Below are 24,067 nucleotides of genomic sequence, written 5' to 3' on the forward strand. Positions count from 1 at the left end.
TAGAGCGGGTGACTGCGTACGTATCGGCTCTCGACCTCTTCTCCATCGGAATCGGTCCATCCAGTTCCCACACTGTCGGCCCGATGCGGGCCGCCCTGGCCTTCGCCCAGCACCTCGCCGAGAGTGGGCGGCTGCCCGAGGTGCGCCGCATCCGCTGCTCGCTGTTCGGCTCGCTCGGCTCGACCGGTCTGGGCCACGGCACGCCCGACGCGATTCTGGCGGGCCTGGCGGGCCTCACCCCGGAGACCTGCGACCCCGCCGAGGTGCGCAACAGCTGGGTCAATCTCACCGACGGGTCCACCCTGCGCCTGAACGGCAGCCACCCGGTTGCTGTGCAGAAGAGCGACGTGGTCTTCGAACCGCGCACCCGACTGCCCGGACACCCCAACGCGATGACGCTGTCGGCCTGGGGGGACGACTCGAGCGGCACCGCGCTGCTCGAGGAGACCTACTACTCCATCGGCGGCGGCTTCATCCGCCGCGACGGCGACCCGGTCCGGCCTGTAGCCACGGTGGTCCAGCCGATGCCGTACGCCTCGAGTGCCGCCCTGCTGGCGCTCTGCGACAGCCACGGCATCGGCATCTGCGATGTCGCGCGCGCCAACGAGGAAGCCATCCACGGCGCCGACGGGTTGGATGCCGGGTTGGATGCGATCTGGGCTGCAATGCACGCCTGCGTCGAGGCGGGCCTGCGCGTGGACGGCACGCTGCCCGGCGGCCTCGGCGTCAAACGCCGCGCCTCCGCCATCCGTATGCAGCTGGAGGAATACGACGGTCTGCAGCAACGCGAGCGGGACACCTCGACCGAGTGGCTGCACGCCTTCGCCCTCGCGGTCAACGAGGAGAACGCGTCCGGCGGCCGCGTCGTGACGGCGCCCACCAACGGCGCCGCGGGCATCATCCCCGCCGTCGCCCACTACTACCTGCGTTTTGTGCCCGGCGCGAGCGCGGCCGGCATCCGTCGGTTTCTGCTCACCGCGGTGGCGATCGGCTCGCTGGTCAAGGCGAATGCCTCCATCTCCGGCGCCGAGGGCGGCTGCCAGGCCGAGGTCGGCTCGGCCTGCGCCATGGCCGCGGGGGCGCTCTGCGCGGTGCTCGGCGGCACGCCCCGCCAGGTGGAGAACGCGGCGGAGATCGCGATGGAGCACCACCTCGGCCTGACCTGCGACCCTGTCGGCGGACTCGTTCAGGTGCCCTGCATCGAACGCAACGCCATCGCCGCGTCGACGGCGGTGTCGGCGGCCCGGCTGGCCCTACACGGCGACGGCACCCATCTGGTCTCGCTCGACACCGTCATCGAGACCATGCGGCAGACCGGCCTGGACATGATGACCAAGTACAAGGAAACCAGCGAGGGCGGCCTCGCGGTCAACGTCATCGAGTGCTGAGCGCCCGGCCGTTCGGCGGGTCAGCGACCGCCGCCGCCACCGCCGCCGCCACCACCGCCGGAGAAGCCGCCACCTGAGGATCCTCCGGAGGAACTGCTGCCGCCGGAGCCCGACCAGGACGACCCCGAACTCGAACTCTCCGAGGGGGTGGTGGCGAAGGAGCCCGTGCCGATCGACCGAGCGAAGCCGGTGAAGTTCTGGCTGAACACGGCGGCGCCGCCGGCACCGGAGAACCAGTCCGGCGACGCATCCGTCGTGTCGTAGTAGTTGCCGAGCTCGCGCGCCCACTCCCGCTCGACGCCCCACAGCATCGCCCACGGCAGCAGCTTCTCGTGAAGCTTCACGATCAGGTCGGTGTCAATCGTGGCGGCGACCCGCTCCGCGCCCTCCGGACTCTGCAGCACCCGGATGCGGTCGGCTTCGGCCAACGCCAGATAGTCGCGCAGGCCCAGGAGGTAGTCGCGGTTCGCAGCGCCCTTCTCGGTCAAGCGATGTGGCATCTGATACATCACACCCAGCAGCACCAGGGCCAGGATGGTGCCAGGCATGAGCCAGCCGACCAGGGTGCTGCTGACCTCGTTCTGGCCGGCCCACCGGGTCACCAGCCAGGCGGGAGCGAGCAGCAGCGCACCAGCGAGCGCCAGATAGCTGGGAATGCGACTCTTGCCCCTGGCGCGGTATCCGGACGAGGTCACCTCGTCGGAGATGCTGCCGCGCAACCGCACAAGCCGGTCACCGAGCTTGGGGTCAGCGGTATCCAGCCGCAGCCTGGCTCCGCCCTTCAGTTTGGGCATCAGCGCAGCGAGGATCTGCCGATCGGCGCTGCTCAACCGGTGCGTGTCCACCACCTCGAGCGCGTATCGTCGGCTGGCCGGTTCGCTGGGCGACTCCACCAGGCGGGCGGCCCGGGTGACGGCGAAACTGATCACCTGCGCGGGCAGGCCCACCTTCTCTTTTCCCAGCATCGCGGCGGCCAGCATGACCGACAGCTCCTCCGGCGGGGTGTACTGCACCACGATGGTTCCGCGACCCCTGGCGTCGCGCCAGACGAAGGTGCGCAGGCCCAGCAGCATGAGCACGAAGACGGCCGCGAAACCCAGAATGAGCCAGGGAGCCACGGTGACGATCCACGATTCCTCCGGGCCGGGCGGCTGGGTGAAGGTGCCGGGGGCGAAGCCGATCGCCACCGACATGTTCTGTCCGGAGACCAGGTTCTGGCTCGTCGAGGTCAGCACGCTGCCGGCAGCATCCGTGCTGGTCTCAACGGCGCAGGTGGCTTCACCGCCGTAGTATCCGACGTAGCAGGCTGCCTCGCCGGTGAGGGCCGCGGTGAGGTCTTCGTCGAGGTGCAGGCGTGCTGTCACCGACCCAAACGGCTGCGCCCAGCCGGTGCCGTTCACGTCCCAGTAGAACTCCTCGGCGGCGGTATCGGCGAAATCACCGATCACGTCGCGCTGGGTGTATTCGAGGACGTAGGTGGTGCGTCCGTGCACGAAGTCGTCGGTGCCGAGGGCGAGTTCGGTGAAGTCGTCCCTGCTGCTTGTCTCGTAGGGCACCGGGGCGCCGGTCTCGTCGGTGACGCTGATGACCTGCACATCCATGTCGACGTACCGGTGGGAATCCGGGATGGCCCGGACGATGCCGCGGTTCTGGTCGGCTGCCGGGAAGTCGGCCACGATGGTCTCGACCGTGCGCAGGGTGGCGCGGCCGTCGGCATCCCGGCCCAGATCGTAGTCGACCGTGAACGAGTCGAAGGTGAAGTCGTTCGCACCGGCGGGTACGGACGCCGCCGGTGCGGCGGATGCCCCGGCCAGGGCCAGGCTCGCGGCCAGGGTCAATGCCGTGGCCAGGGCCGCGGCCAGTGCACGCCGGCGCGGCAGAATCTGTCGGTGTGTCATGGTTCCCCCGGCTCAATGATATCCAGCGGGTACCTGGCGACACGGCCCGGTGTCCCCCGTATTAGGCACAGCACGCCGGCTGCGCCGGGAGAATCCTGACCTAAACTGTCTTCTCGGGGGTACACCATCAACGATCTCACCAGTTCACCGCAGTCGGCCGCGCCGCGCCTCTCTGTTCCGCGCCCAGCTGCACCGCGTCGCACTGCCCAGACCCGGCCGACCCGACGGGCCGTCGTGCTTTCGGTGATGCTGGTCGGTGGCCTGGCCTTGGCCGGCTGCGCCGCCGCGCCCGCACCGGTGGTGACGGCGACTGTCGTGGTCACCCAAACACCGACCCCCACGCCGACGCCCACGCCCACACCGACCCCCACGCCGACGCCGGTGGCCGAGGCGCCCGCGCCGGAGCTCACCGGAAACCCCGAGGTGCCGGCCGAGCCCATTCCGGAGGGCCCCGCCGTTGACCTCGGCGCGATTCCCGGCGCCCAGGCCGCGCCGGAATACGACGGCGCCGGCAACCCGATCAGCTACACGGTCATCGAGGGTGATTCGTTCTTCGATATCGCCCAGCGCTTCGACCTGCCGATGCAGCAGCTCCTCCGCATGAACCCGAAGGTCGCCGGGCTCGGCGAGGACATCTACCTCCGCCAGGTCATCAACCTCGACTGGACCAAGACTGGCTGAGCCCGCGGGCCGGCGGCGACAAGCGCGGGTCAGCGCACGGACGCGTGAATGCGTTCGATCAGCTCGATGGTGTGTGCCGAGTCGACAGCGTTCACCGGCAATGGCGCTCCGCGCAACAGCGCATTCGCCAGGCCCTCGTAGAAGGCCGTGTACTGGCCGCGCTGGGTCGGCACGACCTGGCTGGCGCCGTCGGCGCCGAGCCGCCCCCAGGTGGCTTCCGGTTCGAGGCCGAAGTCAGCGTCGCTGGGCAGGTTGCCAGCCTGGATGGCGGCCTCCTGGCCGTCCACTCCCCATTTGGTGTACCCCGCGGCCGAGCCGAGCACCCTGAACCGAGGGCCGGTCTGGGCCGCGAACGAGCTCACCCAGAGGTGCGAACGCACCCCGGAGCCGTGGTGCAGCGACACGAACGAATCGTCGTCGGCGGCGCCGCCCGGCCGGCGGGTGGACAGTTCGGCGGTGAAGTCATCGACCGGGCCGAAGAGCAGCACGGCCTGGTCGATCAGGTGCGCGCCGAGGTCATAGAGCACGCCGCCGCCCGCGGCCGGGGTCGCCCCGGCCTTCCAGCTGCGCGGGGTGCCGGGCTTGAAGAACTCGAACCTGGACTCGAATCTGTAGACGTCGCCGAGGGCGCCATCGGCCAGGAGCGCTTGCAGGGTGAGGAAGTCACCGTCCCAGCGCCGGTTCTGAAACACCGTGAGCGGAAGCCCCAGGCTCTCGGCCCGGTTCAGCAGCGCCCAGCCCTGCTCGGAATCCACTGCGAACGGCTTGTCGATGACCACGGCGAGGCCCGCATCGAGGGCGGCGTTGGCCAGCGCCACATGGGTGTCCGGCGGGGTGCCGATGATCACGAGGTCGAGGTCGGCCGCCTGAGCGAACAGCGCCTCGGCGGTGGGTACGATCCGCACCCCCGGGTAGCTCTCGATGGCCTTGGCGCCCCGATCGGGGTCGCCGGTCACGATGGCCTCGAGGGAGAAGTCGGGGTTGGCCGCGAGGAACGGTGCGTGGAAGACCCGGCCGGAGAGCCCGAAGCCGATCACGGCCGCGCGGATCGGGCCGGTCCGCGGGGTAGGCGTTCCCCCGGTGGCCGCCGAATTCGGCTGGGCGCCGTGCTGCGGTCCCGGACCGGGCCGCGGGCCCGGCTTGGGTGCCGGCTTCGGCGTCATGATCGGGGTTTCCGGCTGGTTGTCTGAAGTGGCCATGGCCCGAGGTTACGCCGGTTCGGGCGCCCTCCCGCCCACAACTGTTCCCGTTCCGGACAATTGCACCCGGCACACCGGGCGCACTTGTCCGCTTCGGGAACAGTTGGGCGCGGTGAGGAGCGGGCGAGGAGCGGGACCGGCGGCTAGAGCCGGTTGATCCCGGTCACCGTCAACGCCGGCACTCCCAGTTCGTCGGACTCGGCGAGGTCGATCATGGCGCTGATGCCCCAGTCGTGGTCGCCGGCCGGGTCGTCGAAGATCTGCCGGGCGGTCCACACGGTGGCACCCTCGTCGAGGATGAGCAGTCCGGCGCCGCGGGCATTCGCCCCGGCCAGCAGTTCGTCATGATCGGCGTAGTAGCCGTCCATGGCGTCGGCCCAGGCATCTGCCCCGAAACCGCTGTCGCGGTCGAGGTCGCCGAGGGCGTCGTAATTCTCCAGCGCGGCCAGCTGCACCCGGCGGAAAAGTTCGTTCCGCACCAGGATCCGGAATGCCCGGGTGTTGGTGGTGAGCCGGTGCGGCGCGGGCGGCACCACGGCGTGCGCCGTCGACTCGTGCGCGGCCAGGTCGGGGTGGATGAGTTCCTCCCACTCGTCGAGCAGACTGGAGTCCACCTGCCGCACGAGCTCGCCGAGCCACTCGATCAGGTCGAGAAGGTCCTCGGTCTTGGCCTCGTCGGGGATGGTCTGCCGGGCGGCCCGGTAGGCATCCGAGAGGTAACGCAGCACCACACCCTCGCTGCGTGCGAGCTTGTAGTAGGCCACGAACTCGCCGAACGACATGGCCCGCTCGTACATGTCACGCACCACGGTCTTGGGCCGCAGCGGGAAGTCGGCGATCCAGGGCTGGGACTGCTTGTAGGTCTCGAACGCGTAGCTGAGCAGCTCGTCCAGGGGCTTGGGCCAAGTGATCTCCTCGAGCAGCTCCATCCGCTGGTCGTACTCGATGCCCTCCTGCTTCATCGCGTTCACGGCCTCACCGCGGGCGGCGAACTGCTGACCCATCAGCACCGGCCGCGGGTCGTCGAGGGTGGACTCCAGCACCGAGATCATGTCGAGGGCATAGGTGGGCGCCTCGATGTCGAGCAGGTCGAACGCGGCCAGCGCGAACGGCGACAGCGGCTGGTTGAGCGCGAAGTTCGCCTGCAAATCGACGGTCAAACGGATGCTGCCGTCCGCACCCTGCTCCACGATCCCGGCCGCACGCAGGGTCTTGTAGATCCCGAGGGCCCGGCGGGCGTGGGCGAGCTGACGTTTCCACGGCTCGTGGTTGTCGAACACCAGCGAGTACACGTTCGCGAAAGCGTCGCCGCCGCGGGCGATCACGTTGATCAGCATGGCGCTGGTCATCTGCATGCTCGAGGTGAGGGTCTCCGGCTCGGCGTCGACGAGGCGCCTGAACGACGGCTCGCCCCAGGACACGAACCCCTCCGGGGCGCGCTTGCGGATGATCTTGCGCTTCTTCTTCGGGTCGTCACCGGCCTTCTGGATGGCCTTGAGGTTCTCGGTCTCGTGGTCGGGCGCCTGGATCATCACGGTGCCGGCGGTGTCGAAGCCGGCCCGGCCGGCCCGCCCGGCGATCTGGTGGAACTCGCGGGCGTTGAGCTGGCGCATTTTGACGCCGTCGTACTTGGTCAGGGCGGTGAACAGCACGCTGCGGATCGGCACGTTGATGCCCACGCCGAGGGTGTCGGTGCCGCAGATCACCCGCAGCAGGCCGCGCTGGGCGAGCTGCTCCACCAGCCGGCGGTACTTGGGCAGCATGCCGGCGTGGTGCACGCCGATGCCCATCCTGATCAGCCTGGAGAGGGTCTTGCCGAAGCTGGTGGTGAACCTGAACTCGCCGATGAGCTCGGCGATGGCCTCCTTCTGCTCCTTGGTGACCACCTTCACGCTGGAGAGCGCCTGGGCGCGTTCCAGGGCGGCCGCCTGGGCGAAGTGCACGATGTACACCGGCGCCTGGCCGGTCTTGATCAGGTCCTCCACGGTCTCGTGCACGGGCGTGGTCTCGTAGAAGTAGTGCAGCGGCACCGGGCGCTCCACACCGGTGACCACGGCGGTGTCCCGGTTGGTGCGGCGGGACAGGTCGGCGGCGATGTCGGTGACGTCGCCGAGGGTGGCCGACATCAGGATGAACTGCACCCGCGGCAAGAGCAGCAGCGGCACCTGCCAAGCCCAGCCGCGGTCGGGGTCGGAGTAGAAGTGGAATTCGTCCATCACGACCTGGTCCACCGGGGTGTCCTCGCCGTTCCGGAGCGCCAGGTTGGCCAGGATCTCGGCGGTGCAGCAGATGATCGGGGCGTCGGAGTTGACCGACGAGTCGCCGGTCATCATGCCCACGTTCTCGGCGCCGAAGATCTCCACCAGGGCGAAGAACTTCTCGCTCACCAGCGCCTTGATCGGGGCGGTGTAGAAGGTGCGCTTGCCGGCCGAGAGGGCGGCGAAGTGCGCCCCGATCGCCACCAGGGACTTGCCGGTGCCGGTGGGGGTGGACAGGATCAGGTTCGCGCCCGACACGATCTCGATGACAGCTTCCTCCTGCGCCGGGTAGAGCCGGAGGCCCGCATCCGCTGCCCACGCTTCGAAGGCCTCGAAAAGCTGGTCGGGATCGGTGTTGTGCGGGAGGGCGGTGAGGGTTGCCATGATCCCCCAATCCTCCCCTATCCGGCCGGAGGAGTCCTCCACCGCATCAGCCAGGCCATCAGGTAGGCGCGGCTGTTGCCGTCGTCGATCCGCTCCTCCGGCAGGCTCGCCGCCGCGGTCAGGGCGTCGGATGCGGCCTCCGGGCCGCGCAGGCCGGCGTACATCAATAGGTAGTCGCCGAACATCACGTCATAGTTGCCTCCCGGCAGGGCGTCGGCGAGGTTGGCGCTCACCCTGTCGGGGTCGCCGCCGAGGTAGCCGGCAACCGGGCTCATCGGCAGCACCAGGATGCCCAGCATGGCGCTGGGCACGGCGCTGAACCAGGTGGCGTAGTCGCGCTTACCGCCCCAGACCAGCGACGTGACGGTGTGGTCGAAGCCCGCATAGACCGGATCGTCGAGGTCGAAGTCGGTCCAATAGGCACGGGACGAGGCCGCCTCACTGGAGAGCATCCACTCGGCCTCGGCCGCGAGGTCGGCCTGGTCGCTGGCGGCGGCCCAGAGCGCCAATCCGTTCCACGCGGTCACTGCCTCTGAACTGGATTCCTGGTTGTTCCCGTCGCCGAACGGCGAGGTGCCGCTGGCCCAGGAGTGGCCCGCGTAAGCGTCGAACACCCTTCGGTCCGGGAAGTATTCGCTGCCGCCGCTGGTGGCGAGGTCGGCGGCGAGCAGATTCAGCACCGGCGCCCAGCGCTGTGCGGCGTCGGGATCGTCGGCCGCGACCACCGCCGCGGCATAGAAGAAGTAGCCGTAGTGGAAATGGTGGTCGTTGAACTCCTCGGAGCCGAACGACGTGGCCAGGCCCACGATCCCCTTCGCGTCCGGGTCGTAGACGAAGCACCGTTCGGTGCGCTGGGCACAGGCGTCGGGGTCCATCCAGTCGTCGAGGGCGGTGCTGAGCCGGTCGGTGAGCGTGGCCACCGCATCATCGGCACCCACCTGCCGGGCCACCTCGAGCAGGTTCGCGGCCCGGTAGAGGGACTTGCCGCCGAAGTAGGTGTCGGCGGCGAAGGTCGTGGTGGCCGCCACATCAGCTCGCACCTGGTCGGCCAGCGCGGCGCGGTCCTCGTCACCGAGAGCCGAGAGGTCCAGGGCGCCGCTGGGAGCGACCGCGGGCACCGACCAGCTCAGCTGCCGGCCCTCGCACACCGTGAGCGCACCGTAGATGCTCGGGTACTCCCCCGCGGTGCACGACGCACCGTCGGCGAGACCCTGTGCCTGGTGCGGCAGCGCGGCGATCAGGGTGTCGCCGCCGTCGCTGGTGTCGTAGTGGATGGTCGTGGTGGCCGTATCCGTGCCGGCGCCGTACTCGACGCTGGTGCCGATGACCGGGTGCCGGGCCGCTTCGGCGAAGGCCGTGAGCGTGCCGCCGTCCGGCAGTGCGAACCAGGTCACGGATTGGCCGGCCGCGAGGGACAGGTCGGTGCCGGACGAAAGAGTTCCCGCACTGACCAGGCCGTAGGTGCTGCCGGCCACGTCGACACTCCACACGCCCTTTTCGGCTTCACTGAATGCTGTCGGCATGGTGAGGGCGACGTCCGCAGCGGCAGTGAAGGACACGAACGGCGACCCCTCGGCGATCACCGTGCTGCCGACCGTGGCGCCGTCGATGGACTGGCCGATCGAGACGGATGCTTCGTCGTAGGCGGTCACCGCCTGCTCCAGCCCGTCGCCGTCGCCGACCTGCACGGCGATCTGCCCGGCGAAGCCGCCCCTGATCACGTTGGTGTCCGCCGCCACCTCCGGCAGCCCGAAGGCGAAGCCGGAGTCGCTCAGTTGGAATGAGAGGGGCAGAGGGAACACCGGCATCGATTCCTCGCCGAACACCAGGCCGGAGAACCACCGGTTGGTCGGCGGGATGAGCCCGTCGGATAGGCGGGCTGTCGGCAGGGCCTTCAGACTCTGCTGCGGAAGGGCGTCGATCAGCGGCGCGACCTCGTTGCCGGGGAAGATGGCCGCGCCGGGGGTCGAGGCCTCGGTGTCGACCGGTTCAACGGCATCCGTCGTGGTGCACGCGGTGAGCGCGGCGGCGATCACCAGGCAGGTGGCGACGGCGAGGGTGCGCGGTGTTCTCTGCACGATCACAGCCCGATCGTCCGGAGGAACCCGAACAGGCCGTCGCTGGCGCCGGCGAGGAGGCCGTCGTCGCGCAGTTCTATCGTCGCCGTGACCGGGGTGCCGGGGGCGATGAGCCCGTTCGCGGCGCCGTCGACCAGGTCCGGGCTCAGGACCCTGGCCGTGGTCTCGGCATGGCCGTTCGCCGTCTGCACGTCCAGGGTGTCCATGGTCCCGGCCACCCGGGTCTGGTTCGGCAGCACGATGACGACGGCCGCGCCGGGTTCGATCCGCGCGTAGTCGCCGCTGGTGAGGACGAAATCGGCCGACACGAACAGGGACCCGGCCTGGTCGATGACGGCGAGCACCTGCCCGGCCTGCACGAAGGAGCCGCGCTCGGTGCTGACGTCGGTGAGGGTGCCGTCGACGGCGGCGGTCAGGGTGAGCACGCCGTCCTCGGCCACCGAGTAGGCCACGCTGTCGACGGTGACCAGGCCTTCGGCAAGGTCGGCCTGCAGGGTGGGGCTCTGCAGGGTGAACAGCGCCTGACCCGCCCGCACCTGGTCGCCGTCCTCGACGAGTCGCTCCATGACGGTTCCGCCATAGTCGGAGCCCACTGGATACTCCGCCGCCTGAATTGAGGCGGAGGCGCTCATCACCTGGGCCTGCCGCTGGTTGAAGACGAGCGTGAGGACCGCGACGACGCCGACGACGACGACGAGTCCGAAGAAGAGCTTGAACCGGTTGGCCCAGGTCATCAGGACACCATCCTTCGGGTCAGGGCGCGGGTGCGTCGTGCCAGGTGCGCCTCGCGCATTGCCGTGCCGACAAAAGTGCCCAGGATGAGAGTGTTGGTCACATTCCAGGCCGTGGCCAGGGTGAGGGTGCCGATCGAGAGGTCACGCCACACCGCCACCACCGAGGTGAGCAGGAGGAATACGAAGAAGAGCACCTGCGGGATCATGAAGTTGAACGGCGATCTCACCCGGGACCGGTTGCCCGTGGCGCTCCAGTGCTGTTCCTTGCCGACCAGGACGTTCATCAGCGCGGCCACGTAGATGGGGAACGACGCCGTGGCGAGCATCAGGGTCTCCCAGCGGAACGAACCCATCGTGTAGAACGCCAGAAGCACCTGCATCAGGTAGAAACCCGCGTAGTACAGCAGCCAGGTCACCACCGTGGTGGAGAGGTTCATCGGGCGCAGGTCGAGGTAGATTTCCAGCGGTGGCACCAACAACAGCAGCAGCGGCGCGATCCCGGTGAGGTAGAAGGATGCCGTCACCAGGTACTGCAGACGCTGATCGAAGGTGAGACGGCGCCGAGGGCTGAGCGGGTTGCTGTGCAGCAGGATCTCGAAGCCGCCCGTGGCCCAGCGCAGTTGCTGTTTCGTGTACGCCTCCACGGTGTCCGGCGCGTGTCCGGTTGCCAGCACGGTGGGGATGTAGATGGTTTTCCAGCCCGCCTCGTGCAGCTTCAGCGACGTCCAGACGTCTTCGGACTTGGAGTCGGTGTACATGCCGCCGATGTCGTTGATCGCATCTCGCCGGAAGATCACGTTGGTGCCCACGCAGAAAGCGGCGTTGAATCGGTTGCGACCGGGTTGGATGAACCTGTAGAAGACCGCCTGCATGTATCCGGCGCCGCGGGAGATGACGTTGTGCAGGTTGCGGTAGGCCTGGGGGGTCTGCACGAAGGCGACCTTGTCGTCGATGAAAAACGGCAGGGTCTCGATGAGGAACTCCCGCTTGGGCACGAAGTCGGCGTCGAAGATCACGAAGTACTCCGCAGTGCTCGCCGTGAGCGCGTGATTGACGTTGCCCGCCTTGGCGCCGTTCGAGCTCAGCCGGCGCAGGTAGCGCACGCCCAGCTCGGCGGCCAGATCGCGCACCTCGTCGGAACGGCCGTCGTCCAACACCCAGGTGAGGTGCTCACCGTGCATCGCCCGCACCGCGGTGACGGTCTCCCGGATCACGTCGATGTCCTCACCATACGTGGTGATGAACACGTCGATGGTGGCCGGGTGGTCCCCCAGGTGCAGGGGCCACCGCTCGGGCTGGTCCTTCAAGCCGTCCCGCGCTATTGATCTGCCGCGTACCAGAGTTGCCTGGGTACGGTGAAAGTCGAAATCCCGAGTATCTGTAGACCCGGACAGGATCGTCCACATCGACAACAGCGCCTGGAAGATCAGGATCGACTCGGCCATGATCACGAGCGAGTATGGCAGCCAGTCGCCGCGGCTGGCCGGATTGAGCAGGAAGTGGGCGTAGGCCAGGATTCCTACCGTTGCGATCAGAACCAGCATGACGAGGGACGGCGAGTGCGCGTGCCCCGTCGACTTGGGTCGAACCGGGTGATCGTCGATCGCCAGTTGGTGGGTGGGGATCCGGTGCATAGCCTCGGGCGGCACTACTGAATCCACCGAGGATTCGGGTGTAGCGGGTATGCCAAGGCTGGGATGAAGGGAGGTCATCCGTCTCTCTTTCGGTACCGGATTCGGGTCCGGGGTTCGCGAACGGGATCTCGGGCGAGGTTCGCGTGCTGGTTCTGAGCGCGAGCATGAGCGGGTTCGACAGGGCCCTGAAACACGCGGCAACACCGACCGGGTCTGGCCTGGGTGTCGGCCGACCGGAGAGTGTGGGCATCGTCGTCCGGGTTCGCGGGATCTATCGGGATCGGGATCCGTGAGGGATCGGGATGCGGATGGAGCGACGAGGTGCCGTAGGGTGCGGCGAAGACGACGGAACAGGGGAGGTCGGGTGCGACCGTTCGTCGTGGCGGGTAGGTTCACCATAGGTCCGTGGCGAGAGTTCTGACTATCGGTTCCCTCAACGTTCTCGTGTTCGTAACACGGCTGTAACCCGGTGCTCGGCCCCGCTCTCACCCCCAGTCTCGTAAGGGATTCGTAAGGGCGGGTGCGCCCGTCTCACAGGCGGTAAATCTAAGCTGATCCCATGTCCAGCCCCGCCTCCCCGACACCGGCTCGCGCGCTGCCCGCCTTGGCCGGCCTGGCCGCGGTCCTGGCCGGATTCGGTCTCGCCGAACTTGTCGCCGGGCTCATCGCGCCCGGTGCCAGCCCGGTGCTGGTGGTCGGTGCTCTGCTGATCGATCTGGCGCCGGTCTGGGCCAAGGAACTGGTGATCTCGCTCTTCGGCACTGCCGACAAGGTGGCGCTGGTCGTCTTCATCGCCCTGGTCGCGGCGGTCCTGGCCGCACTGGCCGGCATCCTCGAATACCGGCGTGCCCCGTTCGGCCGGTTCGTGATCGTGGCCGCCGGCCTGGTCGCGCTCGCCGCGGCGCTCACCCGCGCCGGGGCATCCCCGTTCGACGCCGTGCCTCCGGTGCTGGCAATGGTGGTGGCCGCCCTGGTGCTCACGATGCTGATCAACAGGCTGCGCGTCCGCCGGGCCCCCACGGCGGCGACGGCCGAGCTGGACCGTCGCCGGTTTCTCGTTTACACCGGCATCAGCGCCGGTGCCGGCGTGCTCGCGGCCATCGGCGGCCAGCTGCTCACGGCCGGCAGCCGGGCAGCGGATGCGGCCAGGGCACTGTTCCCCCTGCCGGCACCTTCCACGCCGGGCACCCCGCTTCCCGCCGGAGCATCGTTCAACATCGATGGTCTCACGCCGATCATCACCCCCAACGCGGAGTTCTACCGCATCGACACCGCCCTCTCGGTGCCGCGCATCGACCCGTCGACCTGGACCTTGAGGATCACCGGGCTGGTCGAGAACGAGGTGGAGATCGATTTCGCTGAGCTGCTGGCCCTGCCACTGGCGGAAAGCACCACCACGTTGGCCTGCGTGTCGAACTACGTGGGCGGCGACCTGATCGGCAACGCCGTCTGGCTCGGCTACCCGATCCGTGACCTGCTCGCCAGGGCGAAGCCGCTCGCCGACGCCGACATGGTGCTGTCGCGCAGCCAGGACGGCTGGACCGCCAGCACCCCGCTCGAGGCCCTCACCGACGACCGCGACTCGATCCTCGCCGTGGGCATGAACGGCGAGCCGCTGCCTCTCGAACACGGCTACCCGGTGCGGATGGTGGTGCCCGGCCTCTACGGGTACGTGTCGGCCACGAAGTGGGTCACCGAGCTGGTGGTCACCCGGTTCGACCAGGAGACGGCGTATTGGTCCACCCGCGGCTGGTCCCAGAAGGGTCCGGTGAAGCTGTCCTCGCGCGTGGACGTGCCCCGCGAGAATGCGAGCGTTGACGCCGGAACGGTGACGGTCGCCGGCGTCGCGTGGAGCCAACACGTGGGCATCTCGGCCGTCGACGTGCAGGTGGACGACGGCGACTGGAACCCCGCCACCCTGGCCGACGCGATCTCCGTCGACACCTGGCGGCAGTGGCGCTGGGATTGGGACGCCCCGAGCGGCTCGCACACCCTGCGGGTGCGCGCCACAGATGCCAACGGCTTGGTGCAGACCAGCAAGCTCGCCGATGTCGCGCCGGACGGCGCCACCGGCCTGCACGAAATCCGCGTGTCGATTTCGTGACCACGTCGAAGCAGGTGCCCGGGTTGAGCCCGAGCAATATCGCCCATTTCGAGGGTCTACTGCGCGGTCAACGGTTCGATCTCGAGCGGGAGCTGGGCCGGCAGGGCGACACCCTGAACGCCGTGCGCGCGGCGCGCAGCGGCGGGGACGCCGACGACGAGCACGATCCCGAAGGCCCGACCCTCTCCGACGAGTGGTCGCTTCGGGCGGGGGTGCACGCCGAACTGGCCGCCTCCCTGGCTGCCATTGACGCGGCCCTGGTGCGCGTCGAGGACGGCAGCTACGGCCGGTGCCTGCGCGGGGGTGAGCCGATCGGCCGCGAGCGGCTCGAGGCCCGCCCGGCTGCGGAGCTGTGTATCGACTGTGCTCGGGAGTCGTGACCGATTCGCTGGCATGGATGGCTCGCCCCTCCCCCACAGGCCGGTTTTTCTGGACCTTTCCACAGCTTGGTTTCTGGGCCGGGGAGTGTCGGTGGTGGGTGCCTCACTGTCCCTATGGCCACCTCAGCTGCCACTCCCGATCACACCCCCGAAAACACCCGCGATGCCGCTTCGGACCCCGCGGTCAGTGCTGCGGTGGATCCTGTCGCGGCGGCGATCAGCGCGGTCATCGACCCGCTGATCTTGAACGAGAAAGTGATCGCGGCCGGCTACGCCTGAAACACCAATCCAGCTTCACCACCCGCCAAGGCCCCGGCGGCGCCCTCACCTGGACCACCCCAAGCGGCAAAACCTACACCTCAGCACCAGCCAACACCGACCCCACCACCTACGACCCCGCCGGCTACGTCACCGCCAACTACGACAGCCGCACACCGCGACTCGGAATCGATGACCCTCCCCCGTTTTGACCGCCGCCTCTGGCCGGATTCCGGTGCACGCGCTACAACTAGGGCATGAACGAGCCCGTTGATACCCCGGACGCCACCACCCGATGGATGCAGGGGTACCTCAAGGCCTGGTCCTCGAATGATCCCGATCACATCAACGCACTCTTCACCGAAGATGCCGAGTACTACACCGACCCGTTCGGGGAACCACGGCGCGGACGCCCCGCGATTGTCGCCGGGTGGCTGGATCACGCCGACGAGCCCGACAGTTTCACCTTCGAGTGGTCGCCGCTGATGATCACCCCCGAGATGTCCATCATCGACGGCGTCACCCGCTACGCGGCCGGTCCGGTCTACAGCAACCTCTGGGTGATCCGCTTCGCTCCAGACGGCCGGGCCCGGGAGTTCATCGAGTGGTGGATGGACCAGGCCCGGCCGACCGAAGACAGCTGAGGGCCACGCCCGACTGGAGTCTTGACACTGGTGAATCGTCCCGGCACACGGTACAACAGGGGTGACACAGGAACCCGCCGCAGAAAGGACACCATCATGGGAATCGTCTCCTCAGGCTTTTTCGGCCGCGGCCGCCGCGACGACCCGGCTCTCCCACCCGGCCAGCACCTCACCGACGGGTTCCCGGTGCTTTCGGCCGGCCCCACCCCGCGGATCACTCCGGAGGAGTGGGAGTTCACCATCACCACCGAGACCGGCCAGGTGCACCGCTGGAGTTGGACGGAGTTCCTCGCGCTCCAGCAGGATGACGTGAGCCGCGACATCCACTGCGTCACAAGTTGGTCGAAGCTCGGCACCAGCTGGCGCGGCGTCTCGCTCGACACCCTCTTCGAATCGGTCGAGTCCGACTGCGAATTCACCATGGCGCACTCCTACGGCGGTTACACGACCAACGTTCCGCTCGACGACCTGCTCGACGGCAAGGCCTGGATCGCGCACGAGTTCGACGGTGAGGCACTCGAACCGGCCCACGGCGGCCCGGCCCGCCTGCTGGTTCCGCACCTGTACTTCTGGAAAAGCGCCAAGTGGGTGCGCGGACTCGAGATGCTCCGGCAGGACGAACCCGGTTTCTGGGAGAGCAACGGCTACCACATGTACGGCGACCCCTGGCGCGAAGAGCGCTACTGGTGAGAACCGGCTGGAGAGTGGCGGAGGTGATCGGCGTGACCCCGGAGACCCGGACCGCCCGCACCCTGCGCCTGCGCTTGCCCGGCCTGACCGGGCACCGCGCCGGCCAGCATGTCGACGTGCGCCTCACCGCCCCAGACGGGTACACCGCCGTGCGCTCCTACTCGGTCGCGTCGGCGTTGCCCGGGGACGAATTCGACCTCACGGTGGAGGAGCTGGCCGACGGTGAGGTGTCGCCCTATCTTGTGCACCAGGTTGCCGCGGGCGACCAGCTGGAGGTGCGGGGCCCGGTCGGCGGCTGGTTCGTCTGGGACCCAGCCGATCCCTCGCCCGTGCAACTCATCGCCGGCGGCTCCGGAGTGGTGCCGCTGATGGCCATGCTCCGCGCCCACGCGGCCGCCGACCCCGCCTCCCCCGGCGCCGCCGCCCCGTTCCGCCTGCTCTACTCGGTGCGCGCACCCGACGCCGTCTACTACGGTGCCGAACTCGATGACCTGGCCCGCTGTCCGCTCGCGGATGTCTCCGTTGTGTACACCCGCCAGGCACCAGCCGGCAGTGGCCGGCCACCCCGGCGCCTGGATGCGGCGACCCTGATGGAGAGCGTGCTACCGGCCGCCGACAACCCCGCCGTGTTCGTCTGCGGCGCCACCGCCTTCGTCGAAAGCGTCGCCGACTGGCTCGTGCAGGCCGGCCATTCGCCTGATCGGATCAAAACCGAACGCTATGGCGGCACCGGGACCAGACCGTGACCGACAACCTCGACGACCTCGACTACCTGGACGGCAACGCCGCCGCCGGTCCGCTCAGCGAGTTCTTCGCCATCGACGTCGTCAGCGCCCGCGGCCGCTGCGCCTCCTGCGGCCGCATCGATGCCCTGGCCACCGCCCGGTTGTACCCCAACTCCCACGGACTGCTGTTGCGCTGCCCAGGCTGCGCCGAGATCCTGATGCGGCTCGTCGACACCGGCGACAGCGTCTGCCTCGACCTGCACGGCCTGAGCTTCATCGAGCTGCGCCGCGGCTGACGTGCTTCCCAGCTAATACCCGCTTCCACCCGCTTAGGCTGAGTTCGGCGGTTCCTCCGCCCTTCGAGCTGGAGTGTGCATGCAGGGATCGGTCATTCTCGACGTCATTCTGGTCGTGCTGCTCGTCGCCAGTCTGGGCGCCGGCTACCGCAGCGGCCTGATCGGCAGCCTGAGCGGCGTGCTGGGCCTCGTCGCCGGCGCCGTCGCGGCGTACTTCGTGGTGCCGCTGGTGCCCACCTGGGTGTCCGCCGCCGAGTGGCGCACGCCGGCCTCCATCGCCGCGGCGCTGCTGCTGGTGATTGCCGGGCTCACCATCGGTGAGTCGATCGGTCTGGCCCTCCGCCGCCGCACCCCGCGCAAGCTGCGCGGCGTCGACAGGCTCTTCGGCGCCGTGATCGGCGTGGCCGCCGCCGCTGCCGTGATGTCGATGGTCGCGTTCAGCGTCGGCGCCCTGGGCATTCCCCCGCTCACCTCCGCCATCGCCTCGTCGGGGGTCGTGCGCACCATCGACTCGGTCACCCCCGATCCAGTGAAGAGCTTCCTCGCACAGCTGCGTTCCACCGTCGTCGACGACGGCCTGCCCCTGATCGCGGATGCCTTCGGCGGCCAGAGCCCGACCCTGCCAGAGGCCCAGCTCGACAGCGCCGCGCTCGACACTGCCGCGGCATCCGTGCTGCGTATCACCGGCAACGCCGTCGCCTGCGGCCAGAGTCAGTCCGGGTCGGGCTTCGTGATCGCCCCCGAACGCGTGATGACCAACGCCCACGTTGTGGCCGGGGTCACCGAAGCCGTCGTGGAGGTGCCGGGAGCCGGCGCCTTGACCGGCGAGATCGTCTACTTCGACCCCGTCGACGACCTCGCGATCATTGCCGTACCCGGTCTGGCCGCCGCACCGCTGACCCTGCAGGGTGACCTGGCCGTCGACAGCGAGGGCGTCAGCCTGGGCTACCCGTTCGGCGGGCCGTTCGACTCCGATCCGGCGAGGGTCATGTCGGTGGGTTCGGTGCTCGTCGCCGACATCTACGGCCAGTCCCCCACCGCCCGGGCCGTGTACACGCTCGCCGCGGACGTGCAGCAGGGCGAGTCGGGCGGGCCGCTGCTCAGCGCCGACGGCCGGGTGGCCGGCGTGATCTTCGCCAAGGCGGCCAACACCGCCAACGTGGGCTACGCCCTGGCGATGTCCGAGGTCGCCCCGGTCGTCGACCAGGCCGACGGCCTCTCCGCTATGGTCAGTTCCGGTACCTGCATCCAGGGCTAGGTCCGCCGGAAGCGGGGGTATGGTGACCGCATGACTTTTCGGCCAGAGGACTACCGGGCCCCACTCGAGCAGGCGGTTCGGTCCGCCGCCGAGTGGTTGGATTCGCTGCCGTCCCGGCCCGTGAAACCGGCGGCGCCGGTCGACCAGCTGGCGGCGGCCTTCGCCCGCGCCCTTCCAGAGGAACCTGCCGATCCCGCCGCGGTGGTGGCCGAGCTGGCCACGCTGGCCGAACCCGGACTGATGGCCATCGGCTCCGGCCGCTTCTTCGGCTGGGTGATGGGCGGCACCCTGCCCGCGGCCCTGTCGGCGGACTGGCTGGTGAGCGCGTGGGACCAGAACGGCGGACTGCGCTATGCGACACCGGCGACCGCGGCGATCGAGGAACGAGCCGGTGCCTGGATTCTCGACCTGCTGCATCTGCCAGCCTCGAGCGCAGTGGGCTTCACCACCGGCGGCACGATGGCTAACTTCGTCGGCTTGGCCGCCGGCCGAGGCGCGGTGCTCCGCGCGGTCGGCTGGGACGTCAACCGTGATGGCCTGACCGGCGCACCACGGGTGAGCGTACTGGCCGGCGCCGAGGTGCACAGCTCGGTGATCCTCGCCCTGCGCTACCTGGGCTTGGGCGAACCGACCCTCGTCGCCGCCGACCCGCAGGGGTGCATCCGTCCCGACGCCCTGGCGGACGCACTGGCGACGGTCACCGGTCCCAGCCTGGTCGTCCTTCAGGCCGGCAATCTGCACTCGGGCAGCTTCGACCCGATGCGCGAGTCGATTCGGTTGGCCCACGATGCCGGGGCCTGGGTGCACGTCGACGGCGCCTTCGGGCTGTGGGCGGCAGCGAGCCCCCGCTGGGCTCCCGCCCTGGCCGGACTGGACACCGCCGATTCGTGGGCGACGGATGCCCATAAGACCCTCAACGTTCCCTACGATTGCGGCATCGCCATCGTCGCCGACCCGACCGCCGCGCGGTCCGCGTTCGCGGCACACACCAGCTACTTCGTGCGGGACGACGCCGGCACCGCCGACCCGATGGATCTGGTGCCCGAGCTGTCCCGACGCGCGCGCGGCGTTCCGGTGTGGGCGGCGATGCGCTCCCTCGGTCGCGGCGGCACGGTGGCCCTCGTCGAGGGACTCGCCGACAACGCCAGCGCCCTCGCCACAGGGTTGGCGGCGCTGCCCGGTGTCGAGGTGCTCAACGACGTGGTCTTCACCCAGGTGTCGCTCTCGTTCGGCACCGATGACCGCACGGTCCGGGTGACGCAGGCCCTCATCGCGGACGGGGCGGTCTGGATGTCCGGGTCGGTCTGGTCGGGGCGGGCGGTGTTGCGCATCTCGGTCAGCAACTGGTCCACGGATGCCGCCGATGTGGCTGTGGCCGTCGACGCCGTCGCGCGCGCCCTGGCCACGGTCACCACCGCCGACCGGGAGTGACCCCACTCGCCCAGCTGGCAGACTGGATCCATGACTATCACCGCCGCCGCAGACGGCTCGGCCCTTGGCAACCCCGGACCGGCCGGCTGGGCCTGGTACATCGACGACAACAACTGGGCCGCCGGCGGCTGGAAGCACGCCACCAACAATCAAGGCGAGCTCAAGGCCGTCCTCGAACTGTTCCGCGCCACCGCGCACGTGGACGACGACCTGCTCGTGCTCTGCGACAGCCAGTACGTCATCAACGCCATCACCAAGTGGATGCGCGGCTGGAAGGCCAAGGGCTGGCGAAAGGCCGACGGCAAACCCGTGATGAACCTCGACCTGTTGCAGGAGCTCGACGAGGCCCTGGTGGGCCGCAAGTACCGGTTCGAGTGGGTCAAGGGCCACGCGAACCACCCGCTCAACGAGGCCGCCGACTCCCGCGCCCGCGCCGTCTCCGAGGCGTATCAACGGAACGCCACGATCCCCACCGGGCCGGGCTTCGTGGCCGGCGGGCCGGTGCCGGCTGCCGCGGTTGTGAAGACGGCCCCAGCAACGACCCCGGCTGCGAAGACCGCGCCGGCGAAAATCGCCGCACCACGCGCATCCGCCGACCTCGGCCTGTTCGACTTCGAGGTCGAGCGCCCGCACACCGTGCAGGTCTCGCTCAGCGCCGAGGAACTCGGCCGGCTCAAGCGCCGGGCGAGCGGGCGCGGAGTCAGCCCGGAAGAGCTGCTCCGCGACCTGATCTGACTAGCGCCGCGGCTTGACCTTCGGCTTCGCGGCGTTCTTGTTCGGCAGCAGCGTATTGGCCTCGTCCAGCGACATCCCGTTGGTCTCCGGCACCTTGGTGAGCACGAATAGGAAGGACAGGCCGGCGAACACGGCGTACATGCCGTAGGTGAGCGGCAGCGACCAGGCCGACATCGGCGGGAACGTCACGGTGATGAGGAAGTTCGCGATCCACTGCGCGGCCGCGGCCAGGCCGAGAGCCTTGGCGCGGATGGTGTTCGGGAAGATCTCCCCGAGCAGCACCCAGACCACCGGTCCCCAGGAGGCACCGAAGGAGATCACGAAGACGTTCGCAGCCACGAGAGCGATCGGTCCCCACGCACCCTGCAGCGCGAGCTCGCCATCGACCATGACCGACTGGCTGAACGCCACGGCCATAGTCGCCAGCGACACCGTCATGCCGATGGAACCGGTCAGCAGGATGGGCCGGCGGCCGACCCGGTCGACCAGCGCGATCGCCACCAGGGTGACCAGAATGTTCGTCACGGACGTCGCGACCGAGATGGCCAGCGAACTGGACTCTTCGAAGCCCACCGCGCTCCAGAGCGTGGTCGAGTAGTAGAAGATCACGTTGATGCCCACGAACTGCTGGAACACCGACAGGATGATGCCCACCCAGACGATGGGCTTGAGACCGAGCATCGGGCCGCGCAGCGACCCGGTGCGCTTGGCGCGGGTGTCGTCCTCGATCGAGGCCTTCATGTCGCGCAGCTCACGGTCCACGTCGCCGTGCGGCCACACCTTGTGCAGCACCTCGCGCGCCTTCTCCTCCTTGTCGTGCAGCACCAGGAAGCGCGGCGATTCGGGCAGCAGCAGCGCGATCACGCCGTACACGACCGCGGGGATGGCCGCGACCAGGAACATCCAGCGCCAGGCCTCCAGCCCCCACCAGAACATCTCGCTGGCGCCGCCGGCCGTCGACGCGAACACGGCGTCGGAGAGCAGGGCGGCGAAAATACCGATGGTGATCGAGAGCTGCTGCAGGGAGCCCAACCGGCCACGCATCTGCCGTGGCGAGATCTCGGCGATGTAGGCGGGGGCGACCACCGAGGCGAGCCCGATACCGATACCCCCGACGACGCGCCAGACGATCAGATCGACCACCCCGAACGCGAGTCCGGAGCCGATCGAGCTGGCGAAGAACACGATCGCGCCCACGAGCATCACCGGGATGCGCCCGAACTTGTCCGCGAACCGTCCGCCGAGGAAGGCGCCGGTGGCCGCGCCGAGCAGGGCACTGGCCACGGCGAACCCGGTGATGGCCTCGGTGAGGCCGAACTGCCCCTGGATGGCCTCGACCGCACCGTTGATCACCGAAGAGTCGAACCCGAAGAGGAACCCTCCGAACGCGCCGGCGATGGCCAGCGCGATGACCTTACGATTTGTCGCTGGTTTGCCATCCCCGCCAGCCGATGTGCCAGCCGATGTGCCGGCCGGCGTCCGGTCCTTCTTCGGTTCTGTCCTGTTAGTCATCGCCACTTTCCCCGCATTCGCTGGTGTCTTCGCCGTCTGGGCAACCCGAAAATCCTACGCCTGCCTCGCACCAGCGGATGACACACAGCGAGATGCCGCCGTTCCGACGATCACCCGACTAACGCCGCAGCACCGGCTTCGCCTTCGTCGCTGCCTTCGGCTTTGCGGAGTTCTTGTTAGGCAGCAGAGTGTTTGCCTCGTCCAGCGACATCCCGTTGGTCTCGGGCACCTTCGTGAGCACGAACACGAACGACAGCCCTGCGAACAGGGCGTACACACCGTAGGTGAGCGGCAGTGACAGCCCTGCCATCGGCGGGAAGGTCACGGTGACGAGGAAGTTCGCGACCCACTGGGCGGCGGCAGCCAGGCCGAGGGCCTTGGCACGGATGGTGTTCGGGAAGATCTCCCCGAGCAGAACCCAGACCACCGGTCCCCAGGAGGCACCGAACGACATGACGAAGACGTTCGCCGCCACGAGGGCGATCGGTCCCCAGGCGCCCTGCAGGGCGAGTTCGCCGTCGATCATGACCGACCGGCTGAACGCCATCGCCATGGTGGCCAGGGACACCGTCATGCCGATGGAACCGGCCAGCAGGATGGGGCGGCGGCCGATCCGGTCGACCAGGGCGATCGCCACCAGGGTGACCAGGATGTTCGTCACCGACGTGACCACCGAGATGGTCAGCGAGCTGGACTCCTCGAAGCCCACCGCGCTCCACAGCGTGGTCGAGTAGTAGAAGATCACGTTGATGCCCACGAACTGCTGGAACACCGACAGCAGAATGCCCACCCACACGATGGGCTTGAGGCCGAAGACCGGGCCACGGAGCGAGCCGGTGCGCCTGGCCCTCACATCGTCCTGGATCGAGGCCTTCATCTCGCGCATCTCGCGGTCGACATCTCCGTGCGGCAGCACCCGTTCGAGCACCTCGCGGGCCTTGCGCTCCTTGTCGTGCAGCACCAGATAGCGCGGCGACTCGGGTAGCAGCAGAGCGACGACTCCGTAGATGAGGGCCGGTACCGCGCTGACCAGGAACATCCAGCGCCAGGCCTCCAGGCCCCACCAGAACATCTGGCCGGCGCCGCCGGCGGTAGCGGCGAAGATGGCGTCCGAGAGCAATGCGGCGAAGATACCGATGGTGATGGAGAGCTGCTGCAGCGAGCCCAACCGGCCACGCATCTGCCGTGGCGAGATCTCGGCGATGTACGCGGGCGCCACGACCGAAGCGAGCCCGATGCCGATACCGCCGACGACCCGCCAGAGGATGAGGTCGACGACGCCGAAGGCGAGCCCGGATCCGATCGAGCTGGCGAAGAAGATGATCGCGCCGACGAGCATGACCGGGATGCGGCCGAACTTGTCCGCGAAACCGCCGCCGAGGTAGGCGCCCGTCGCAGCTCCGAGCAGGGCGCTGGCGACAGCGAACCCCGTGATGGCTTCGGAGAGGCCGAATTGACCCTGAATGGCCTCGACCGCCCCGTTGATCACGGAGGAGTCGAACCCGAAAAGGAACCCTCCGAACGCCCCGGCGATGGCCAGCGCGATGACCTTACGATTTGTCGCCGGCGTGACCGTCGGTGTCGCTTCTCTCGTCAATTCCGTCGTGGCTTGCATAGAAACTTCCTCGTTTTCGCTGGTCATCGCCGTCTGGGCAATCCGTGAAGACTACGCCTGGCCCGCACTCGGGGGGACCAAGAGATGGAGTCCAACGTCCTAAATGTTGCGCGAGCCGCTATATTCGGTCATCTTTCGCGGGCGCACCGAGCGTGGTAGGTATGG

General features: G+C 68.8%; 20 protein-coding genes. 12 read left to right on the forward strand and 8 right to left on the reverse strand.

All coding sequences use genetic code 11. The features are described from left to right. Positions 1–8: 8 nt before the first annotated feature. Positions 9–1,388 carry an L-serine ammonia-lyase gene (locus tag E3O57_RS06650; RefSeq protein WP_103479428.1) on the forward strand — a complete coding sequence of 460 codons (1,380 nt, stop codon included), beginning with the start codon at positions 9–11 and terminating at the stop codon, positions 1,386–1,388. Positions 1,389–1,408: 20 nt separating this feature from the next. Here E3O57_RS06650 and E3O57_RS18885 read toward each other — a convergent pair whose 3' ends face one another. After that, positions 1,409–3,286, reverse strand: coding sequence for a DUF2207 domain-containing protein (locus E3O57_RS18885; RefSeq protein ID WP_103479429.1), 1,878 nt, complete (start codon positions 3,284–3,286; stop codon positions 1,409–1,411). 234 nt (positions 3,287–3,520) lie between these two features. Here E3O57_RS18885 and E3O57_RS06665 point away from each other — a divergent pair, with 234 nt between their 5' ends. After that, positions 3,521–3,967, forward strand: a complete 447-nt coding sequence (locus tag E3O57_RS06665; RefSeq protein ID WP_165787947.1) for a LysM domain-containing protein — start codon at positions 3,521–3,523, stop codon at positions 3,965–3,967. A gap of 29 nt (positions 3,968–3,996) precedes the next feature. Here E3O57_RS06665 and E3O57_RS06670 read toward each other — a convergent pair whose 3' ends face one another. The 5 genes from E3O57_RS06670 to E3O57_RS06690 form a co-directional block, all read right to left on the reverse strand. Continuing rightward, complete coding sequence (locus tag E3O57_RS06670) at positions 3,997–5,166, reverse strand: Gfo/Idh/MocA family oxidoreductase (protein ID WP_240632231.1); 1,170 nt, start codon at positions 5,164–5,166, stop codon at positions 3,997–3,999. Between the two features lie 143 nt (positions 5,167–5,309). Then, the gene (locus E3O57_RS06675; RefSeq protein ID WP_103461621.1) at positions 5,310–7,808 is read right to left on the reverse strand and encodes an RNA helicase; all 2,499 of its coding nucleotides are present in this window, start codon (positions 7,806–7,808) and stop codon (positions 5,310–5,312) included. A gap of 17 nt (positions 7,809–7,825) precedes the next feature. Continuing rightward, complete coding sequence (locus E3O57_RS06680; protein WP_103479431.1) at positions 7,826–9,892, reverse strand: glycosyl hydrolase; 2,067 nt, start codon at positions 9,890–9,892, stop codon at positions 7,826–7,828. Then, the gene (locus E3O57_RS06685; RefSeq protein ID WP_103479432.1) at positions 9,889–10,620 is read right to left on the reverse strand and encodes a biotin/lipoyl-binding protein; all 732 of its coding nucleotides are present in this window, start codon (positions 10,618–10,620) and stop codon (positions 9,889–9,891) included. The genes E3O57_RS06680 and E3O57_RS06685 overlap by 4 nt, the downstream gene beginning before the upstream one ends. Further along, on the reverse strand, positions 10,620–12,269 hold the full coding sequence (locus E3O57_RS06690) for a glycosyltransferase (protein ID WP_241990331.1): 1,650 nt from the start codon (positions 12,267–12,269) through the stop codon (positions 10,620–10,622). Before E3O57_RS06690 ends, E3O57_RS06685 begins: the two co-directional genes overlap by 1 nt. Before the next feature lie 544 nt (positions 12,270–12,813). Between E3O57_RS06690 and E3O57_RS06695 the strand changes: the two genes are divergently transcribed. The 10 genes from E3O57_RS06695 (at position 12,814) to E3O57_RS19230 (ending at position 20,775) form a co-directional block, all read left to right on the forward strand. Further along, entirely contained in the window at positions 12,814–14,358 is a 1,545-nt protein-coding gene (locus E3O57_RS06695) for a molybdopterin-dependent oxidoreductase (protein ID WP_103479434.1), read from the forward strand. After that, the gene (locus E3O57_RS06700; protein WP_198416807.1) at positions 14,355–14,738 is read left to right on the forward strand and encodes a TraR/DksA C4-type zinc finger protein; all 384 of its coding nucleotides are present in this window, start codon (positions 14,355–14,357) and stop codon (positions 14,736–14,738) included. Before E3O57_RS06695 ends, E3O57_RS06700 begins: the two co-directional genes overlap by 4 nt. A gap of 114 nt (positions 14,739–14,852) precedes the next feature. Further along, positions 14,853–15,017 (forward strand): hypothetical protein, encoded by a 165-nt coding sequence (locus E3O57_RS18635; protein ID WP_165787948.1) that lies wholly within the window; start codon positions 14,853–14,855, stop codon positions 15,015–15,017. A 236-nt stretch (positions 15,018–15,253) separates the two neighbouring features. Continuing rightward, positions 15,254–15,640, forward strand: a complete 387-nt coding sequence (locus E3O57_RS06705; RefSeq protein ID WP_088456768.1) for a nuclear transport factor 2 family protein — start codon at positions 15,254–15,256, stop codon at positions 15,638–15,640. Positions 15,641–15,736: 96 nt separating this feature from the next. Next, complete coding sequence (locus E3O57_RS06710; protein WP_103461625.1) at positions 15,737–16,330, forward strand: sulfite oxidase-like oxidoreductase; 594 nt, start codon at positions 15,737–15,739, stop codon at positions 16,328–16,330. A 32-nt stretch (positions 16,331–16,362) separates the two neighbouring features. After that, a complete protein-coding gene (locus tag E3O57_RS06715; RefSeq protein ID WP_241990332.1) occupies positions 16,363–17,076 on the forward strand; it encodes a ferredoxin reductase in 714 nt (237 codons plus the stop codon). Continuing rightward, the gene (locus E3O57_RS06720; RefSeq protein ID WP_088456771.1) at positions 17,073–17,351 is read left to right on the forward strand and encodes a DUF6510 family protein; all 279 of its coding nucleotides are present in this window, start codon (positions 17,073–17,075) and stop codon (positions 17,349–17,351) included. Before E3O57_RS06715 ends, E3O57_RS06720 begins: the two co-directional genes overlap by 4 nt. A 79-nt stretch (positions 17,352–17,430) precedes the next feature. Continuing rightward, positions 17,431–18,609 carry a MarP family serine protease gene (locus E3O57_RS06725; protein WP_088456772.1) on the forward strand — a complete coding sequence of 393 codons (1,179 nt, stop codon included), beginning with the start codon at positions 17,431–17,433 and terminating at the stop codon, positions 18,607–18,609. A 30-nt stretch (positions 18,610–18,639) separates the two neighbouring features. Further along, positions 18,640–20,040 (forward strand): pyridoxal-dependent decarboxylase, encoded by a 1,401-nt coding sequence (locus E3O57_RS06730; RefSeq protein WP_103479436.1) that lies wholly within the window; start codon positions 18,640–18,642, stop codon positions 20,038–20,040. Positions 20,041–20,070: 30 nt separating this feature from the next. Further along, entirely contained in the window at positions 20,071–20,775 is a 705-nt protein-coding gene (locus tag E3O57_RS19230; protein ID WP_103479437.1) for an RNase H family protein, read from the forward strand. Here E3O57_RS19230 and E3O57_RS06740 read toward each other — a convergent pair whose 3' ends face one another. Next, positions 20,776–22,287, reverse strand: coding sequence for a sugar porter family MFS transporter (locus tag E3O57_RS06740; RefSeq protein WP_103479438.1), 1,512 nt, complete (start codon positions 22,285–22,287; stop codon positions 20,776–20,778). Positions 22,288–22,405: 118 nt separating this feature from the next. Beyond that, positions 22,406–23,902, reverse strand: coding sequence for a sugar porter family MFS transporter (locus E3O57_RS06745; protein ID WP_103479439.1), 1,497 nt, complete (start codon positions 23,900–23,902; stop codon positions 22,406–22,408). Between the last annotated feature and the right edge of the window lie 165 nt (positions 23,903–24,067).

Origin of the sequence: Cryobacterium sp. TMN-39-2 (assembly GCF_004402745.1) — a bacterium.
In the GTDB taxonomy this organism is placed as follows: domain Bacteria; phylum Actinomycetota; class Actinomycetes; order Actinomycetales; family Microbacteriaceae; genus Cryobacterium; species Cryobacterium zongtaii.

Coding starts and splice junctions, on each gene's coding strand:
- E3O57_RS18885 (WP_103479429.1), bottom strand. CDS start 3,286: ATGACACACCGACAGATTCTGCCGCGCCGGCGTGCACTGGCCGCGGCC.
- E3O57_RS06670 (WP_240632231.1), bottom strand. CDS start 5,166: ATGGCCACTTCAGACAACCAGCCGGAAACCCCGATCATGACGCCGAAG.
- E3O57_RS06675 (WP_103461621.1), bottom strand. CDS start 7,808: ATGGCAACCCTCACCGCCCTCCCGCACAACACCGATCCCGACCAGCTT.
- E3O57_RS06685 (WP_103479432.1), bottom strand. CDS start 10,620: ATGACCTGGGCCAACCGGTTCAAGCTCTTCTTCGGACTCGTCGTCGTC.
- E3O57_RS06695 (WP_103479434.1), top strand. CDS start 12,814: ATGTCCAGCCCCGCCTCCCCGACACCGGCTCGCGCGCTGCCCGCCTTG.
- E3O57_RS18635 (WP_165787948.1), top strand. CDS start 14,853: ATGGCCACCTCAGCTGCCACTCCCGATCACACCCCCGAAAACACCCGC.
- E3O57_RS06705 (WP_088456768.1), top strand. CDS start 15,254: ATGAACGAGCCCGTTGATACCCCGGACGCCACCACCCGATGGATGCAG.
- E3O57_RS06710 (WP_103461625.1), top strand. CDS start 15,737: ATGGGAATCGTCTCCTCAGGCTTTTTCGGCCGCGGCCGCCGCGACGAC.
- E3O57_RS06725 (WP_088456772.1), top strand. CDS start 17,431: ATGCAGGGATCGGTCATTCTCGACGTCATTCTGGTCGTGCTGCTCGTC.
- E3O57_RS06730 (WP_103479436.1), top strand. CDS start 18,640: ATGACTTTTCGGCCAGAGGACTACCGGGCCCCACTCGAGCAGGCGGTT.
- E3O57_RS19230 (WP_103479437.1), top strand. CDS start 20,071: ATGACTATCACCGCCGCCGCAGACGGCTCGGCCCTTGGCAACCCCGGA.
- E3O57_RS06740 (WP_103479438.1), bottom strand. CDS start 22,287: ATGACTAACAGGACAGAACCGAAGAAGGACCGGACGCCGGCCGGCACA.
- E3O57_RS06745 (WP_103479439.1), bottom strand. CDS start 23,902: ATGCAAGCCACGACGGAATTGACGAGAGAAGCGACACCGACGGTCACG.